This is a genomic window from Streptomyces sp. NPDC059785, from assembly GCF_042732375.1.
In the GTDB taxonomy this organism is placed as follows: Bacteria; Actinomycetota; Actinomycetes; order Streptomycetales; family Streptomycetaceae; genus Streptomyces.
Genome location: NZ_JBHWHV010000085.1, coordinates 15,776 through 33,174, shown reverse-complemented (window position 1 = coordinate 33,174; position 17,399 = coordinate 15,776). Strand labels below are relative to the sequence as shown.

Here is a 17,399-nt window from a genome sequence, read left to right as displayed (position 1 = left end):
GTCCCGGCCGTCCACGGCCGGGACCCCTACGCGTCGTGCGTCGTACATACGGCACCCGCGCTCCGCCCGTCACACGAGTGCGCAACTTTTTCACCGTGGCGCACGGAGTGGTGCACAGTGCGCGGAAAGCGTGAATCCGGGCGTAACCGGCCGACCGGCGGGCACCCGGCTCACACGTCGGGCGCCGGTGCGCAAGGGAACCAGCGCGCCTCCAAGCCGGCGCCCGGCGTCCAGCCGCCATCGGCTCCGGCGCGCGGTCGGCGGCGAGTCGGCGACCGGGCCCCTCACGCTTCCGCGCGCTCCCGGGTGCGGTGACCGCTGATCCGCGTTCCCCCTTCCTTCTCGGTGGCGACGACGGAGGCGGACAGGAGCGTCGCGGCCGAGAGGCTGCCCCAGAGGGCGGCCGGGCCGAGCGGTGCGAGAGCGGTGATGACCGCCGGGGAGACGGCGAGGCCGAAGCCCGTGGAGAGCTGGAGGCGCGCGAGGGCACGTCCCAGGACGGGCGTCGGGGCGAGTGCCGTGACGAGCGCGGTGGCGCTGCCGGCGTAGATGATCTCGCCGATCGTGCAGAGCACGGACACCATGGCGACGGCTGGGACGGCCCAGCCGTGCCCCAGTGAGGCGGTTGCGAGGAAACCGAGGTAGGACGCGGCCAGTACCACGCCGGAGAGGGCCAGCACGGTCCGCCGGGAGAAGCGGGACATGAGGACGGTGACCGGCACCTGGAGCGTGACGACCAGCGTCGTGTTGGCCGCGAAGACGGCCGCCGGCCACACCGGGGACGCGTGCAACTGCGTCACCAGGACCAGCGGGAGCGCGATCTCGGGAACGTTGAGGCAGAAGACGTAGACCACATTCGCGGCGAGCAGCGCACCCATCCGGGGCGCGGGCACGTCGTCCCCCTTCCCGGCCGGGGCGGCCTCCGCCGGACGCGCGTGCACGTGCACCGACCACGCCAGGGCGGCCGCGGCCAGATAGGCGAGCGCGGTGACGGCCGCCAGCGCCCGCAGCACGGTGGTGCCGCCCGCCAGGCACACGGTGGCGAGGAGGGCTCCGACGCCCAGGGCGGCATTGCGCAGGGCGCGGGCCCACGCGAGCGCGGTGTCGCGCTCCCGGCCGTGGGCGACCGTCGCCACGAGCGCGGCGTGGGCCGCGGGCCAGGCCTGGTTGCCGATGCCGAGGAACAGCGCCGCCGCCGCGAAGAGCCGGACGTGGCCCGCGGGGGCGGCGAGCAGCAGCGCCACGCCCAGCACCCGTACCAGCATCGACGCCGCCACGACCGTGCTGCGTGCGCCGCGGTCCAGCCAGCGGCCCACCGCGGGCACGCACACCAGGCCCGCGACGATGCCGGCGGTCATGGCGGTGCCGGTGACCGGCGCGGACAGCTTCAGCACCGTCACGCCGTAGAGCAGCAGGAAGGGCCGCAGCAGGCCGGTGCCCAGCGCGTCCACGGCCAGGGCCACGGCGTAGCGGGGGCCTCCTGAGGCGTGGACGAGGGCGCGGGGCCGGATTCTCGCGGGAGTTGTCATGGCGCAAGACGGTGCGTCCGGCCGCCGGGGCGGGACACGTCGGTTGACGAACCTCGTCAATCGGCGCCCTCGCCGGGGCGTCCGGGTGTTGATGATGGGGGAATGACGTTGAGGATCGACATCAGCGCTCTGCCGTCCGAACGCGTACGGTTCGCCGCCTCTCCGCTGGCCGAGCTGACCGCGATGCTGCACGTGCTGGCCGAACCCGGACACCATCCGCAGTTCGCCGGCTGGGCCGCCGACGTCTGGGCCGGGCTGCGGCCGGAACCGGCCGAACGGCTTCGGGAGGCGGACTTCCTCTGGCGTTCCTCGCAGGCCGACTTCCTGATCCCCGCGCGGCCCCGGCCGACCCTCACCGAAGAACTGGACGACGTGGACCGGATCGACGACGAGACGTACGTGACCGCCGCGCTCGTCACCACCTGCGGCAGCAGCCGGGTCCACTTCCCCGGGACGTCGCCGCTCACCGACGCACCCGCGCGCGAGCGGGCCCTCGACCTCGCCCAGGCCCGCGGCGCGCGGCAGGAGGCCTTCGCGGAACGGCTGCTCGCGGACCCGGCCGTGGTACGGGCGCGGGTGCGCCGCACTCTCGAAGAGTGCGCCGAGGCGTTCTTCGACGATGCCTGGGCGGGCGCGGCGGTGCGGCTCGCAACCGATCTGCGCCTGAAGAACGACCTGCTCAGACGGCACGGCATCGGGGCGGCACTCGCCTCGGTCTCCGGCGCGGTCGCCCTGGCGCCGGACGGCGACTTCATCATCGTGGACAAGGTGCAGGACAAGGCGACCGCCGCCCGTGGCGCCGGGGTCACCTTCATCCCCAGCGTATTCGGCCGCCCGCACCTGGTGGCGGTTCACGCCCCCGGGTGGCATCCGGTGGTGCAGTACCCCGTCGCCGAGCCCGGTCCGGCGGAGCCGGTCTCCCTGGAGACGGTCACCCTCCGGCTGGAGGCGCTCGCGCACCCGGTACGGCTGCGGCTGCTGCGCACCCTGGCCCGCGGCCCGCACACCACCGCCGAGCTGGCCCACTTCTGGGAACTGTCACCCCCTGAGGTGTCCCGCCACCTGGCCGTCCTGCGCCGCGCGAACCTGCTCACGGCGCGGCGGCAGGGCCGTTACGTCCGGTACACCCTCAATCTGTCCGACCTGACGGACCTGGGCACCGATCTGCTGGCGGCTGTACTGCGCTGACAACACGTGAGCCCCACCCCCGTGTTCCGGGGTGGGGCTCAGTATGTGGAGCGCCGGGCAGGCCTTGCACCTGCATTTCCCCGCAGGAAGCGGGGCGTCTTTCCTTGGACCACCAACGCGTGGGCCGGGCTACCGAGTTGCGGTGACCGGCTCAAGATCCACTGTACCCCACGTTCACCCGTTCGCGCGACGTCCGGTGCGGGAAAGGCGGTTGAAGGGCCAGCCCCGGGACGTCCTGCCGTCCCCGTCCCCGGCTCCCCGCACGGAAGACCGCGGTCGCGGGATCGCCGACGGCTCGCGCTCGCCCAGCCGTACCGTCACGGCCGCCGGCGCCCCCGCGTCGATCACCGCGATCCGTTCCGCCGTGACCCCCTCGTACAGGGTCGGTTCCACCGGGATCGCGAAGGCGTCGTGACCGATCAGCGTGCGGGCGCCGTCGGGGCGCGCAGCCACCGCCGCGCACGCGTCGTACCGGACGGTGACCGAGCCCCGTACGTCCGTCAGGGAGACGCCCTCCTCGCCGATCGTGAGCGTGATCCCGTCGCGCTCCAGCGAGCGGTGCCGTGTTCCGGTCACCGCCGACTCCGAGTACTGCGGGGCCAGGGTGAAACCCGCCCAGTCCGCGCGTCCGCCCGGTACCTGGAGCAGCGCCGTCGACCACATCTCGCGGGCCACCTCGCGCAGGTCCTCCACCGTCACCGCCGCCAGTTCCGCGCGGTGCTCGTCCGGGTGCAGGATCCGGTGGCCGAGCAGCAGGTTCAGCGCGTACGACGGCACCGCCGCCGCCGCGAAGTCCGGGGCGTCGTACACCTTCAGCGCCTTCGCGCGCGCGGAGTCCAGCTCCGACCGCTCGATGCGGCCCGCCCGCAGCCGGGCCAGGACGTCCACGAAACCGCCGACCACCGCGTCCTGCTTCTGCGGCAGCGCGTCGGCGAACGCGGCCAGCGTCGCGTACTCGGCGTCGCGCGGCGTGTAGTCCGAGTCGACGGCGTACGAGTAGCCGCCCTCCTGGCGCAGGTCCTGGAAGAGGGCCTGGCCCACGACGTCGGCGAAGAGCGCCGCCGCCGTGGAGCGGCGCACGACCGCGTCGAACACCACGTGCCCGTCCTCGCCCTGCACGTACGCGGGTGTGGACGGGAGCACGCCCGACACGGGCGGGTCCGGGAAACGCTCCCCCGCGGGCAGGTTCAGATTCAGCTCCCTCAGCACGCCGCTGTCGCCGCCCGTTGTCCACAGCACCGCGTTGCTGCTGGTGAAGCGGGTCCGCGCCCACTCCCGTACCTGCTCCGCCGTCAGGCCCCACGTGCCCAGTTCGCTGTAGCTGGACAGGCCGTGGCCCCGCGGTCCGTACCGCCACAGCGGCATGCGGTGGCGCGGGCCCTGGCCGCGGCCCGCCGCCTCCGTGCGGAGGATCTCCTTCTCCGTCTCCAGGCGGTCCAGCGGCAGATCGCGCAGGGCCGCGCAGACCGCGTTCAGATGCGCCACCACCTCCGCCTCGCCGCCCGTGACGTGGAAGAGCGTGTACGTGTCCGCCGTCGCGCCGTTGTGGCGGACGTCCGTCAGGCCCAGCCGGTGCAGCGCCAGGTGCTCGACGAGGTGGGTGATCCCGGCGGTGGCCAGGGTCTCGTCCGCGCGTCCCACGCGGAAGAACAGGCCGGCGGTCAGCTCGCCCGCGCGCGGCGCGTGGAGCGTCGGCACGCCCTGCGTGACGGTGTGGGTGATCGGCTCCGGCAGCTTGCCGAGATCCACCGCTGCGGTCCGTACGGGCTCTCTGGTCATCGTGACTCCCCCCACGCGACGGCCAGCGCGGCCTTGCGGAACTTGACGAAGTACGCCTCCGGATTCACCAGGTACGACCAGGGGAACTCGGACGCCCGGTCCTCCATTTCGAGGAAGTGCGGCACCGCGTCCTGGTGGTGGCCGCCCAGCGAGAAGGCCAGCGCGAACGTGCTGTGCGCGCCGAGCCCGTGGAAGCCCGGCCGGTAGTCGCGGTGCAGCACCGAGACCTGGGCCGCGAAGCGCAGGTCGTCGCGGACCGGCAGGCCCCGCATGTACGCCGCGCCCTCCAGGTCCTGCCCGAGTTCCAGGAAATGCTCCACGTGGGCGAGGGCGACCAGGGCGGCCGAGTGCGAACCGTCAGGGGAGGCCGCCGCGCACTCGCGGGCGAAGCCGTGCGCCGCCTCCCACGAGCCGCCCCACTTCGGGCAGAGCTGCTGGAGGAGCAGCGTCTGCGCCGGATAGTGGTGCGGGTGGTGGGCGGCGAGCCGGTCGTAGCGGCGGCGCGCCTCCGCGGCGCCGAGCTCCAGGCCGCGGGCCGTGATCAGCCGCACCGTCCAGGCGTGCGCGTACGCCGGGTGCTCGGCGCACACCTCGATCAGCAGCTGCTCCGCCCGCCGCAGCCAGGCGTGGAACCGGTCGAACTGTTCGCGCGAGACCTGCTCGGCGTAGGCGTCGCCGCGGATGCCCCAGCCGATGTGCACGTAGCGCTCGGCGAGCAGGGCGCGGGGGAGCGGGTCGCCGGGGTGGTCGGCCGCCGCGCGCTCCAGCCACGTTTCCGCGCCCGCCATCTCCGCCACCAGGCTCGACGCGAACGAACGCTGCTCCTCGGTGCCGAGCGCCGCGATGAACCCGGCGACGCCGGGCCAGTCGCCGCGTGTCGCCGCCGCCCGCAGCGGCGCCAGCTCCGGCATCGTGTCGAACGGGTCGAAACGCGGTCGCGCCGACACCCCCGCGGCCTCGCCCGAGCCGCCGCTTCTCCAGGCCATGCCTCAGCCCCCAAGGCGTGAGAGATCCAAGATCCAAGAAATACGGGGACGGTGCGTGCCCTGCCCGAGCCCCCCGGCTCGTGCGCCCCGTCGTCCGGCGATCACCCGAGGTGACCGTGATCGCGATCGTGCTCGTGCTCGTGATGGTGATCGTGATCGTGATCGCCGCAGGCTAGCAGCAGGGTCGGACAACCGGCCCCCGCCCGGTCGTAGGGTGCGGGCATGAGCATCATCGGGGTCGGTATCGACGTGGCGGAGATCGACCGGTTCGGGAAATCCCTGGAGCGTACGCCCGGACTGGCCGAACGGCTCTTCCTGGACAGCGAGTTGCTGCTGCCCAGCGGTGAGCGGCGGGGCGTCGCCTCGCTCGCGGCCCGCTTCGCCGCGAAGGAGGCGCTGGCCAAGGCGCTGGGCGCGCCGGCGGGGCTGCACTGGACGGACGCCGAGGTCTGGGTCGAGCCCAGCGGGCAGCCGCGGCTGCGGGTACGGGGGACGGTGGCGGCCCGCGCCGCCGAACTCGGCGTCCGCTCCTGGCACGTCTCCCTCAGCCATGACGCGGGGGTGGCCTCGGCCGTGGTGGTGGCGGAGGGCTGATCCCGGCCGTTCGCCCGCCACGCGTTTCCGGTGCCCCGGTGGCCTTACCGGCGGTGGTCCCGCGCTGCGTCCGGCGGTGGTCCCGCGCCGCGTCCGGGAGATGCGGGAGACTCGTACGTATGCGTACTGCGTACACCGTGGAGACCGTGAGGACCGCCGAACGGGAGCTGATGGCGCGGCTTCCGGAAGGGGCACTGATGCAGCGCGCCGCGGCCGGACTGGCCGCCGCCTGCGCCGACTTGCTGAACCGCGCCGCGGGCCGGGTCTACGGCAGCCGGGTCGTGCTGCTGATCGGCAGCGGGGACAACGGCGGCGACGCCCTGTACGCGGGGGCGCGGCTCGCCCGGCGCGGCGCGGGCGTCGCCGCCGTGCTCCTGGCCCCCGAGAGGACCCACGCCGCGGGGCTCGCCGCGCTGCTCCGGGCGGGCGGCACCACCCTCTCGCCGGAAGCCGCCGACGCCCACGCGCACGCTGATGCCGATGCCCACGCGCACGCCGATGCCGACGCCCACGCGCACGCCGATGCCCACGTCGGTGGCGGCGCCGACGCGGCGATCCGGCGGGCCCACCTCGTCGTGGACGGCATCGTCGGGATCGGCGGCAAGGGCGGGCTGCGGCCCGAGGCGGCGCGGCTGGCCCGGCTCGCCGACGACTCGCGCGCCGCCGTCGTCGCCGTGGACCTGCCGAGCGGCGTCGACGCCGACACCGGCGAGGTCCCGGGCGCCGCCGTCCGCGCCGATCTGACCGTCACCTTCGGCACGCACAAGCCCGCGCTGCTGATCGATCCGGCGCGCGAGTACGCCGGTTCCGTGCGCCTCGTCGACATCGGGCTCGACCTGCCCGAGGAGGCCGACCTGGAGGCGCTGCACCACGCGGACGTGGCGGCGCGGCTGCCGGTGCCGGGCGCGGAGAGCGACAAGTACCGGCGCGGGGTCGTCGGGATCGCCGCCGGGTCGGCGCGCTATCCGGGCGCCGCGGTGCTCGCCGTGTCGGGCGCGCTGCGCGGCGGCGCGGGGGCCGTGCGGTACGTCGGGCCCGCCGGGGACGCTGTGATCGCGCGGTTCCCGGAGACGCTGGTGTCGGACAAGGGGCCCCGGGAGGCGGGCCGGGTGCAGGCGTGGGTCGTGGGGCCGGGCGCCGGGGACGACGCCTCGTCGGTCGCCGAGGTGCTCGCCTCGGACGTGCCCGTGCTCATCGACGCGGACGGGCTCCGGCTCGCCGACCGCGACGCCGTACGGGGCCGGACGGCGCCGACGCTGATGACCCCGCACGCCGGGGAGGCCGCCGCGCTGCTCGGCGTCGACCGCGAGCAGGTCGAACGGTCGCGGCTGTCGTCGGCCCGCGAACTGGCCGCGCTGTACGGGGCGACGGTGCTGCTCAAGGGGTCGACGACGGTGGTCGCCGAGCCGGGCGGCGGAGCGGTGCGGGCCAATCCGACGGGCACGCCGTGGCTGGCCACCGCGGGCAGCGGCGACGTGCTCTCGGGTCTGGCCGGCTCGCTCCTCGCCGCCGGGCTCCCGCCTCTCGACGCGGGCAGCGTGGGCGCCTACCTCCACGGCCTCGCCGGCCGCTTCGCCGCCCACGGCGCGCCCGCGGGGGCACACGACGTGGCGGAGGCGATCCCGGCGGCCTGGCGGGACGTACGGGACGCGGACGCCTGACCGGCGGGACGCGGGCGGCTGACCAGAGGGGGCTCAGGCGTGACGGGGTTCAGGCGTGACTCGGCTCCGGCGACCGACCGGGGCTCGGGCGTGATGGGACGTGAGGGGCGACGGGGCTTGAGGAGTGACGGGACTTGGGGAGTGACGGGGACTGCTGAGGGCCTGGGCGATCCCCCACCAGAGCCCGTCCCTCCCCCCACCGGTCCTGGGGCCGGGAGTGCTGTCCTGGCCCTCTGAGACACTGGGGACGCCATGACTGAGACTGCATTCCCGGGGGCGGCCGAGGCCGCGTCCTCGCGCGCTCGCGCCGAGATCGACCTGGCCGCCGTGCGGGCCAACGTCCGGAGCCTGCGCGCCCACGCGCCCGGCGCGGCCCTCATGGCCGTCGTGAAGGCGGACGGATACGGGCACGGCGCCGTGCCGTGCGCCCGCGCCGCCCTCGCCGCGGGCGCCACCTGGCTGGGCACCGCCACCCCGCAGGAGGCGCTCGCGCTGCGCGCCGCGGGCCTGACCGGCCGCATCATGTGCTGGCTCTGGACCCCCGGCGGCCCCTGGCGGCAGGCGATCGAGGCGGATCTCGACGTGGCGGTCGGCGGGATGTGGGCGCTGCGTGAGGCCGTCGCCGCGGCCCGCGAGACGGGCACGCCCGCCCGGGTGCAGCTCAAGGCCGACACCGGTCTGGGCCGCGGCGGCTGCCAGCCCGCCGACTGGCCCGAGCTGGTCCGGGAGGCGCGGCGCGCCGAGGACGAGGGGCTGCTGCGGATCACCGGCCTGTGGTCCCACTTCGCCTGCGCCGACGAGCCGAACCACCCCTCCATCGCCGCCCAGCTCACCCGCTTCCGGGAGATGGTGGCGTACGCGGAGGAGCGGGGCGCCCGCCCCGAGGTGCGGCACATCGCCAACTCGCCCGCCGTGCTGACCGTCCCGGACAGCCACTTCGACCTCGTCCGCACCGGCGTCTCCCTCTACGGGATCTCGCCCAGCCCCGAGCTGGGCACCCCGGCCGACTTCGGGCTCCGCCCGGCGATGACGCTCAGCGCGTCGCTCGCCCTGGTCAAGCACGTACCGGGCGGCCACGGTGTCAGTTACGGCCACCACTACGTCACCCCCGGCGAGACCACCCTCGGCCTGGTGCCCCTCGGCTACGCGGACGGCATCCCGCGCCACGCCTCGGGCACCGCCCCGGTACTGGTCGACGGCAAGTGGCGGACGATCGCGGGCCGGGTCGCGATGGACCAGTTCGTGGTCGACCTCGGCGGCGGCGAACCCCCGGCCGGCGCACGGGCGCTGCTCTTCGGCCCCGGCGACGACGGCGAGCCCACCGCCGAGGACTGGGCACAGGCGGCCGGCACGATCGCGTACGAGATCGTCACGCGCATCGGAACCCGCGTCCCCCGTGTCTACGTGAACCAAGACGTGAACGAGCGACTCCAGGGGTAACCCGCTAACGGTGACTCGCTCGGTACGACGCGGCGAGGCGGACGAGCGGGACGGCGGACGCGGACGACGGCGGACATGGGCACTGCGGCGAAGAGGAGCGGTACGTGAGCGAGAGCAGTGCGGAGGCAGCGGCTGTCGCGGAGGCCGCCGCGGCAGCCGCCGCCACCGCCGGGACCTGGCGCAGGGCCGGCGGTTTCGCCGGGACCGCCGTCGGCGTCATCGCCGTGGGCGCCGCCGCCGGTGTCGCGATAGAGCGGCTCACGGTCGGCCGCGGGATGCGCCGCAAGGCCCGCCTCGCCCTCGACTCCGCCGGGCCCTACGGCTCGCTGCGCGGCACCCCGGGCAAGGCGGACGCGGACGACGGCACCACGCTGTACTACGAGGTGGACGACGCCGAGACCGACGTCACGCTCAGCCCGCGCCGCCGCCGGCTCTTCGGCCGCAAGGCCCCGGCCCCGGTCACCGTGGTCTTCAGCCACGGCTACTGCCTCAACCAGGACTCCTGGCACTTCCAGCGGGCCGCGCTGCGCGGCGTGGTGCGCACGGTGTACTGGGACCAGCGCAGCCACGGCCGTTCCGGGCGGGGCGTCGGCCAGGTCAGGGACGACGAGCCGGTCACCATCGACCAGCTCGGCCGGGACCTCAAGGCCGTCATCGACGCGGCCGCGCCCGAGGGCCCGATCGTGCTGGCCGGGCACTCCATGGGCGGCATGACGGTCATGGCCCTCGCCGACCAGTTCCCGGACCTCGTCCGGGACAGAGTCGTCGCCGTCGCGCTCGTCGGTACGTCGTCGGGCGGGATGGGCGAGGTCAACTTCGGGCTGCCGGTCGCGGGCGTCAACGCGGTGCGCCGGGTGCTGCCGGGGGTGCTGAAGGCGCTGGGGCGGCGGGCCGAACTGGTCGAGCGCGGGCGGCGGGCCACGGCCGATCTGTTCGCCGGGATCATCAAGCGGTACTCGTTCGCCTCGCGGGACGTCGACCCGGCCGTGGAGCGGTTCGCCGAGCGGATGATCGAGGGCACGCCGATCGACGTGGTCGCCGAGTTCTACCCGGCGTTCACCGACCACGACAAGACCGAGGCGCTCGCCCGCTTCGCGGACCTGCCCGTGCTCGTCCTGGCCGGGACCGGGGACCTGGTCACCCCGAGCGAGCACAGCGAGGCCATCGCCGACCTGCTGCCGGACGCCGAGCTGGTGCTCGTCCCCGATGCCGGGCACCTGGTGATGCTGGAACACCCCGAGGTCGTCACGGACCGGGTCGCCGACCTTCTCATGCGCGCGGGCGCCGTCCCGGCAGGGGCTACCGTGGGTGGCTATGGAAGCACCAGCAGCACCGCACAACCCGGCTGAGACCGCGACGGGCGAGCCTGGGACCGCCTCCGGCGACCCGGCCGGGACCGCCGCGGACGGGGTCAGTGTCCGGATCACCGTCACCTCCCCCGAACAGATGCAGCAACTGGGCCGCCGCCTCGCCGCGCTGCTGCGGGCCGGTGACCTCGTCATGCTGAACGGGGAGCTCGGCGCCGGGAAGACCACGCTGACCCGGGGCCTCGGCGCGGGCCTGAACGTCCGGGGCGCCGTCACGTCCCCGACGTTCGTCATCGCGCGCGTGCACCCCTCCCTCGGCGACGGGCCGCCGCTCGTGCACGTGGACGCGTACCGCCTGGGCGGCGGGCTCGACGAGATGGAGGACCTGGACCTCGACGTCTCGCTGTCCGACTCGGTGATCGTCGTGGAGTGGGGCGAGGGCAAGGTCGAGGAGCTGACCGACGACCGGCTGCACCTGGTGATCCACCGGGCCGAGGGGGACACCACGGACGAGGTGCGGCAGGTGACGGTGACCGGGCTCGGGGCCCGCTGGGCGGCGGCCGACCTCCGCGGACTGACGGCCTGAGCCGTGCGGCGGGTGTGCGCGGCCTGAGCCGTGCGGCCGCCCGGCAGATGTGTGCGGCCTGAGCCGTGCGGCCGCCCGGCAGGTGTGCGCGGCCTTGGCTGCGCGGCGGTCCGGCAGGTGTGTGCGGCCTGAGCTGCGCGAGCGCCCGGCAGGTGTGCGCGGGCTGGGCGCCTGCTGGGTTTTTCATGAACGTTCCGACGACCTGTCGGCAAAGTGTTGCATCCGGCCTCCCGGCCGTGGTCACATGGACATCAGCTCGTAGTTAGGTCTACCTAACCACGCTTGCCCCCGCGGCCCCAGGAGGCGTCCATGCCGGTACCCGAACGAGACGAGGCGCTGCCGCGCGCGGTGGCCGGGGTGCCGACCGGAGTGCCGGCCGGGCTGTCGATGCGTGATCTGCTCGCGTCCTGCGCGGCGGCCCGCGAGGTGTCCACCCCGCCCCGGCTGCCCGCACCGCCCGTCACCGGACAGCACCGGCCCGCCGAAACGGTGCGGCCTGCCACGGTGCGACGGGCCGAAGCAGCCTGAACGCGACCGAGTAAACGTCTCTGCCGAAAGCCGCCGACGAAAGCCGCTGCCTGAACGTGACTGCCTTAACGTCTCTGCAGAACGTGTTCGTCCGCGCGTGACTACTTGATGACGACGATCTTCTGGCCGACCGTCGCGAACTCCCACATCGCGTCGCCGTCCGCGCGGGACTCGCGGATGCCGCCCGTCTTGACCGACGCGTCGGGCTTGGCCGTCGAGCCGCTGACCGCCGCGCTGAAGCCGATCGCGACGCCCTCGTTGGCGGCGAAGCGGACCACGTGCTCGATCGGGACGCCGTCCGAGCCGGTCACCGCGTTCGAGCGGGACGTGACCGAGTAGGAGCCGGGCAGCGGGTCCACCGTGCTCGGGGTGACCTTGAAGCTGCGCTGCACCTTGTTGTCCGCGCCGACCAGCCAGACCCGGTCGTCGTCCACCGAGTACACGACCCGCTCGCCGGTGCCGGACGCGCCCGGCAGCGCCGCCGGGTCCTTCTTGTTCCGCGGGGCCTTCGACGTGGTGGCCGTGGGCGACTTCGCCGCACTGGGCTTGCCCAGGTCGTCCGGCACCTTGGCCGACGCCTGGTAGGCGAGGAAGCCGACTGCGACGATGGCCGCCGCGGTGAGCCCGGCCACGAATCCCGAGCTGCTCCTAGCCACCTTGTGTGCCCACCTCTCGTGCCACGTATCCAGGCCTTACATCGTTTGTGGTGACGGTAGCAGCAGGGGCGCGGCATCCCGGGTCGGCCGTGCCCCGGTCCGGAGCGCCGTAGGCTGTTTGCGTGCTCTTGCTCGCTCTGGATACCGCCACCCCAGCCGTCACCGTCGCCCTGCACGACGGCACGTCCGTCGTCGCCTCGTCGAGCCAGGTGGACGCGCGCCGGCACGGCGAACTGCTGCTGCCCGCCGTCGACCGGGTCGTCGCCGAGGCCGGCACCCGGCTCGACGCCGTCACCGGCATCGTGGTCGGCGTGGGCCCCGGCCCCTACACCGGGCTGCGCGTGGGCCTGATGACCGCCGACACCCTGGGCTTCGCGCTCGGCGTCCCCGTGCACGGGCTGTGCACCCTCGACGGGCTCGCCCACGCCGCCGGCCTCGACGAGCCCTTCGTGGTCGCCACGGACGCGCGCCGCAAGGAGGTCTACTGGGCGCGGTACGACGACGCCCGCACCCGCGTGACCGAGCCCGCCGTCGACCGGCCCGCCGAGATCGCTCAGACGGTCGCGGGCCTGCCCGCGGTCGGCGCCGGTGCGCTGCTCTACCCCGAAATCTTCCCGGTGGTCCGCGAGCCCGAGCACGTGTCGGCCGCCGCCCTCGCCGAGCTGGCCGTGCGGAAGCTGGCGGCGGGCGAGGAGATGGCCGAGCCCCGGCCGCTGTACCTGCGCAGACCGGACGCCCAGGTCCCGAAGAACTACAAGGTGGTCACCCCCAAGTGACGAACGGGACGACCGGGACGGCCGGGCCGGACGCGACGGCCGGGCTGCGCGAGATGCGCTGGTGGGACATCGATCCCGTACTGGACCTGGAGAAGGACCTCTTCCCCGAGGACGCCTGGTCGCGGGGGATGTTCTGGTCCGAGCTGGCCCACTCGCGCGGCCCCGGGGCGACCCGGCGCTACGTCGTCGCCGTCGCCGGGGACCGGCTCGTCGGATACGCGGGACTGGCCGCCTCCGGCGACCTGGCCGACGTACAGACCATCGCCGTGGCCCGGGACCAGTGGGGGACCGGGCTCGGCGGGCGGCTGCTGACCGATCTGCTGCGGGCGGCGACGGCGTTCGAGTGCGCCGAGGTCATGCTCGAGTGCCGGGTCGACAACGTCCGCGCGCAGAAGCTCTACGAGCGCTTCGGCTTCGCACCCATCGGGTTCCGGCGCGGCTACTACCAGCCGGGGAACGTCGACGCCCTGGTGATGCGGCTGACCGACCCCTCGGCCTCCGTACCGGTCGAACCGGATTCTCTGCAAGCGCAAGACACTCGAGGAACACAAGGAACCGGGACCCATGGCTGACTCGCGCGACGAACCCCTCGTCCTCGGCATCGAGACCTCCTGCGACGAGACCGGCGTCGGCATCGTCCGCGGCACCACCCTGCTCGCCGACGCGATCGCCTCCAGCGTGGACGAGCACGCACGCTTCGGCGGTGTGGTGCCCGAGGTCGCCTCCCGCGCCCACCTGGAGGCGATGGTGCCGACCATCGAGCGGGCGCTGAAGGAGGCCGGGGTCAGCGCCAGGGACCTGGACGGCATCTCCGTCACCGCGGGGCCCGGGCTCGCGGGCGCCCTGCTCGTTGGCGTCTCGGCCGCCAAGGCGTACGCCTACGCCCTCGGCAAGCCGCTCTACGGCGTCAACCACCTCGCCTCCCACATCTGCGTGGACCAGCTGGAGCACGGCGCGCTGCCCGAGCCGACGATGGCGCTGCTGGTCTCCGGCGGCCACTCCTCGCTGCTGCTGTCCACGGACATCACCTCCGACGTCCGGCCGATGGGCGCGACCATCGACGACGCGGCGGGCGAGGCGTTCGACAAGATCGCCCGCGTGCTGAACCTCGGCTTCCCCGGCGGTCCGGTCATCGACCGGTACGCGCGCGAGGGCGACCCGGACGCGATCGCGTTCCCGCGCGGGCTGACCGGCCCGCGCGACCCGGCGTACGACTTCTCCTTCTCCGGGCTGAAGACGGCCGTGGCGCGCTGGATCGAGGCGAAGCGGGCGGCCGGCGAGGAGGTGCCGGTGCGGGACGTGGCCGCGTCCTTCCAGGAGGCGGTCGTGGACGTGCTGACCCGCAAGGCCGTGCGGGCCTGCAAGGACGAGGGCGTCGACCACCTGATGATCGGCGGCGGTGTCGCGGCGAACTCGCGGCTGCGGGCGCTGGCACTGGAGCGGTGCGAGGCCGCGGGGATCAAGCTCCGGGTGCCCCGGCCGAAGCTGTGCACGGACAACGGCGCGATGGTCGCCGCGCTCGGCGCGGAGATGGTGGCCCGGGGCCGTGCCGCCTCCGACTGGGACCTGTCGGCCGACTCCTCGCTCCCGGTGACGGAGCCGCACGTGCCGGGTCACGCCCACGACCATGCGCACGGCCACGACCACGTGCACGAGGTCAGCAAGGAGAACCTGTACTCATGACCGTGGCGCTGATGTGGGAGGCCCGCGCCGTCACCGGGCGCGGCGAGGAACTGCTCGCCTGGGTGCGGGAACGGGAGCTGTCCGCTCCGCCGCTGCGCCGGGAGATCCTCCGGGCGCCGCAGGACCGGGTCCTGGTCATCACCTGGTGGGACGCGGCGTACGACGCCGAGCTCCCCGAACTGCCGGAGCCGGACGGGGAGCTGGTGACGCGCGCGGTGCACCGGTGGCGGTTCGAGTCAGTCACCGGTTCCTGACTCGGTCACCGGTTCCTGACGCCCGGTGACCGAGTCACCGGTTCCTGACGGCCGGTCCGCCTCCGGTACGGAGTGCACCTCCGCCGGGCACAGCAGCACCCGGTCCGGGCCGACCGTGCGCTCCGGGCCGGTGAGCGTGAGGCGCGCGGTGTGGCGGACGTCCGCGCTGGACGCCGCCAGGCGCAGTTCCAGCGCTCCCGGCTCGACCACGCGGCGGCCGGTGCGGTCGGTGAACGCGGCCAGGTCCGCGTGGAAGCCGAACCGGACCCGCTTCGCCTCCCCGGCCGCCAGCTCCAGCCGCTGGTAGCCGATCAGCCGCACGTCGGGGCGGGTGACCCGGGCCACCGGGTCGTGCAGATAGAGCTGCACGACCTCCGCGCCCGCGCGGTCGCCGGTGTTGCGGACGGTGACCTCGACGTCGTACGAACCGTCCGTGCTCGTCTCCGCGCTCGCCGCCGGGTCCGCCTCCCAGGCGAAGGTCGTGTACGAGCGGCCGTGTCCGAACGGGTACAGCGGGGTCGGGTCCAGGTTGCTGACCTCGCCCGCCAGGCCCAGCGGCGGCTGGAGGTACGTCCACGGCTGGCCGCCGGGGTCGCGCGGGACGCTGACCGGCAGCCGGCCGCCGGGGTTGACCCGGCCGCTGAGCACGCCCGCGAGCGCCGGGCCGCCCTCCTCGCCCGGGAAGAACGCCTGCACGGTGGCGGCGAGCCGGCCCTGCCAGCGGCCGAGCGCGTACGGGCGTCCGGTGAGCAGGACCAGGACCACGGGCGTGCCGGTCGCCGTCAGCGCGTCGAGCAGGTCCGCCTGTACGCCGGGCAGCCTCAGGTCCGCGGCGTCGCAGCCCTCGCCCGAGGTGCCGCGCCCGAACAGGCCCGCCCGGTCGCCCAGGACCGCCACGCAGACGTCCGCCTCCGTGGCGCGTGCGACGGCCTCCGCGAAGCCCGAGGTGTCCTCGTCGGTGGTGTCGCAGCCCTCGGCGAAGGCGAGCTTGGCGTCGGGGAGGTCGGCGCGCAGCGACTCCCACACGGTGGGGATGTCGATGCCCAGCGGCTGGTCCGGGTGGTGGACGCCGACGTGGGACGGGAACGAGTAGCAGCCCAGCATGGCCAGGCGGTCGTGGGCGCGGGGGCCGACGACCGCGACGCGGGTGTCCGCGGGCAGTGGCAGCGCCCCGCCCGGGTTGTCGAGCAGGACCACGGAGGACTCCGCGAGGCGGCGGGCGAGCGCGCGGTTGGCCGGCGGGTCGAGATCGACGACCGAGGGCACGTCCGTGCCCGGTTCGGCGTCCAGCAGCCCCGCCTCGCACTTCTGCACCAGGACCCGGCGGGCCGCCCGGTCCACCAGCGCCTCGTCGACGGTGCCCGCGCGGACCGCCTCGGTCAGCGCCTCCCCGTAGCAGCGCAGGGTGGGCAGCTCCACGTCGACGCCCGCCGCGAGGGCCGCGTGCGCCGCGCCCGCCGGGCTGTCCGCCACCCGGTGCAGGGTCTGGAGGAAGCCGACGCCGAAGTAGTCCGAGACGACGGTCCCGGTGAAGCCCCACTCCTCGCGCAGCAGGTCGGTCAGCAGGCGCGGGTCGGCCGAGGCGGGCACGCCGTCGTTGTCGTTGTACGCCGCCATCACCGAGCGGGCCCCGCCCTCGCGCAGCGCGATCTCGAACGGGACCAGCGTGATGTCGGCGAACTCGCGCACCCCCGCGCGCACCGGCGCCAGATTGCGGGCGCCCGCCGAGGAGGCGTACCCCGCGAAGTGCTTCAGGGTGGCGATGATCCCGGCGGACTCCAGGCCGCGCACGTACGCCGCGCCGACGGTGCCGACCAGGTACGGGTCCTCGCCGATGGTCTCCTCGACGCGGCCCCAGCGCAGGTCCCGTACGACGTCGAGGACGGGTGCGAGACCCTGGTGGACGCCGACCGAGGCCAGGTCCTGGCCGATCCGGCGGCCCATCTCCTCGGCCAGGGCCGGGTCGAAGGCGGCGCCCCAGGCGAGCGGCACCGGGTACGCCGTGGCGCCCCAGGCGGTGAAGCCGGCCAGGCACTCCTCGTGGGCGATGGCCGGGATGCCGAAGCGGCTCGCGTCGGCGATGGAGCGCTGGGCGCGGGCCAGCGACAGCGCGCCGAGCGCGGGGTCGACCGGGGCGGTGCCGAAGGAGCGGGTGAGCTGCCCGAGTCCGCGGGTGATCAGCTCGTCGAAGTCGTGGGAGACGGTCATGTCGTGCTGGTGCGGGGCGACCCCGGCGCCGTCCGCCGCGGCGCCCACCCACACCCCGTAGAGCTGGGCGGTCTTCTCCTCCAGGGTCATCCGGGAGAGCAGGTCGTCGACCCGGGCCGCGGCGGGCAGGGCGGGGTCGCGCCAGGGGGCGTTCGTCATGGAACTCCTGTCAGAGGGGTCGGGGGTGCCGGATCGGAGGCGGGGTGCCGGGGCGGCGGTGCCGG

Annotated in this window: 16 protein-coding genes; 11 read left to right on the top strand and 5 right to left on the bottom strand. The window is 74.6% G+C overall.

Annotation, left to right across the window (positions count from 1 at the left end; genetic code table 11):
* Positions 1-284: 284 nt before the first annotated feature.
* Positions 285-1,529 (bottom strand): MFS transporter, encoded by a 1,245-nt coding sequence (locus tag ACFV6E_RS39215; RefSeq protein WP_385468332.1) that lies wholly within the window; start codon positions 1,527-1,529, stop codon positions 285-287.
* 102 nt (positions 1,530-1,631) lie between these two features.
* Between ACFV6E_RS39215 and ACFV6E_RS39210 the strand changes: the two genes are divergently transcribed.
* Positions 1,632-2,717, top strand: coding sequence for a DUF5937 family protein (locus ACFV6E_RS39210; protein ID WP_385468329.1), 1,086 nt, complete (start codon positions 1,632-1,634; stop codon positions 2,715-2,717).
* A 174-nt stretch (positions 2,718-2,891) separates the two neighbouring features.
* Here ACFV6E_RS39210 and ACFV6E_RS39205 read toward each other — a convergent pair whose 3' ends face one another.
* Complete coding sequence (locus tag ACFV6E_RS39205; protein ID WP_385161396.1) at positions 2,892-4,496, bottom strand: M16 family metallopeptidase; 1,605 nt, start codon at positions 4,494-4,496, stop codon at positions 2,892-2,894.
* Positions 4,493-5,482 (bottom strand): hypothetical protein, encoded by a 990-nt coding sequence (locus tag ACFV6E_RS39200; RefSeq protein ID WP_385161398.1) that lies wholly within the window; start codon positions 5,480-5,482, stop codon positions 4,493-4,495. Before ACFV6E_RS39200 ends, ACFV6E_RS39205 begins: the two co-directional genes overlap by 4 nt.
* A 222-nt stretch (positions 5,483-5,704) precedes the next feature.
* Between ACFV6E_RS39200 and ACFV6E_RS39195 the strand changes: the two genes are divergently transcribed.
* From ACFV6E_RS39195 to ACFV6E_RS39170, 6 genes are all read left to right on the top strand, one after another.
* Positions 5,705-6,076 carry a holo-ACP synthase gene (locus ACFV6E_RS39195; RefSeq protein WP_385161400.1) on the top strand — a complete coding sequence of 124 codons (372 nt, stop codon included), beginning with the start codon at positions 5,705-5,707 and terminating at the stop codon, positions 6,074-6,076.
* A 119-nt stretch (positions 6,077-6,195) separates the two neighbouring features.
* Positions 6,196-7,737: an NAD(P)H-hydrate dehydratase gene (locus tag ACFV6E_RS39190; RefSeq protein WP_385468326.1), complete on the top strand. Its 1,542-nt coding sequence runs from the start codon at positions 6,196-6,198 to the stop codon at positions 7,735-7,737.
* Between the two features lie 252 nt (positions 7,738-7,989).
* Positions 7,990-9,177: an alanine racemase gene (alr, locus tag ACFV6E_RS39185; RefSeq protein WP_385468323.1), complete on the top strand. Its 1,188-nt coding sequence runs from the start codon at positions 7,990-7,992 to the stop codon at positions 9,175-9,177.
* A 104-nt stretch (positions 9,178-9,281) separates the two neighbouring features.
* The gene (locus ACFV6E_RS39180) at positions 9,282-10,526 is read left to right on the top strand and encodes an alpha/beta fold hydrolase (protein WP_385468321.1); all 1,245 of its coding nucleotides are present in this window, start codon (positions 9,282-9,284) and stop codon (positions 10,524-10,526) included.
* Positions 10,492-11,070, top strand: a complete 579-nt coding sequence (gene tsaE / locus ACFV6E_RS39175) for a tRNA (adenosine(37)-N6)-threonylcarbamoyltransferase complex ATPase subunit type 1 TsaE (protein ID WP_385161408.1) — start codon at positions 10,492-10,494, stop codon at positions 11,068-11,070. The genes ACFV6E_RS39180 and tsaE overlap by 35 nt, the downstream gene beginning before the upstream one ends.
* 309 nt (positions 11,071-11,379) lie before the next feature.
* Positions 11,380-11,598: a hypothetical protein gene (locus ACFV6E_RS39170; RefSeq protein ID WP_385161410.1), complete on the top strand. Its 219-nt coding sequence runs from the start codon at positions 11,380-11,382 to the stop codon at positions 11,596-11,598.
* A gap of 101 nt (positions 11,599-11,699) precedes the next feature.
* Here the strand turns inward: ACFV6E_RS39170 and ACFV6E_RS39165 are convergent, their stop codons facing one another.
* Positions 11,700-12,254: a hypothetical protein gene (locus ACFV6E_RS39165; protein WP_385161412.1), complete on the bottom strand. Its 555-nt coding sequence runs from the start codon at positions 12,252-12,254 to the stop codon at positions 11,700-11,702.
* Between the two features lie 122 nt (positions 12,255-12,376).
* Between ACFV6E_RS39165 and tsaB the strand changes: the two genes are divergently transcribed.
* From tsaB to ACFV6E_RS39145, 4 genes are read left to right on the top strand one after another with little or no spacing between them, the layout of a single operon-like run.
* A complete protein-coding gene (gene tsaB / locus ACFV6E_RS39160) occupies positions 12,377-13,030 on the top strand; it encodes a tRNA (adenosine(37)-N6)-threonylcarbamoyltransferase complex dimerization subunit type 1 TsaB (RefSeq protein ID WP_385468318.1) in 654 nt (217 codons plus the stop codon).
* Positions 13,031-13,083: 53 nt separating this feature from the next.
* Positions 13,084-13,602, top strand: coding sequence for a ribosomal protein S18-alanine N-acetyltransferase (gene rimI, locus ACFV6E_RS39155; RefSeq protein ID WP_385468335.1), 519 nt, complete (start codon positions 13,084-13,086; stop codon positions 13,600-13,602).
* A complete protein-coding gene (tsaD, locus tag ACFV6E_RS39150; RefSeq protein ID WP_385468315.1) occupies positions 13,595-14,713 on the top strand; it encodes a tRNA (adenosine(37)-N6)-threonylcarbamoyltransferase complex transferase subunit TsaD in 1,119 nt (372 codons plus the stop codon). Before rimI ends, tsaD begins: the two co-directional genes overlap by 8 nt.
* Positions 14,710-14,967: a hypothetical protein gene (locus tag ACFV6E_RS39145; RefSeq protein WP_385468312.1), complete on the top strand. Its 258-nt coding sequence runs from the start codon at positions 14,710-14,712 to the stop codon at positions 14,965-14,967. Before tsaD ends, ACFV6E_RS39145 begins: the two co-directional genes overlap by 4 nt.
* Here ACFV6E_RS39145 and ACFV6E_RS39140 read toward each other — a convergent pair.
* Positions 14,950-17,334: a glycoside hydrolase family 3 N-terminal domain-containing protein gene (locus tag ACFV6E_RS39140; protein ID WP_385468309.1), complete on the bottom strand. Its 2,385-nt coding sequence runs from the start codon at positions 17,332-17,334 to the stop codon at positions 14,950-14,952. The genes ACFV6E_RS39145 and ACFV6E_RS39140 overlap by 18 nt on opposite strands.
* Between the last annotated feature and the right edge of the window lie 65 nt (positions 17,335-17,399).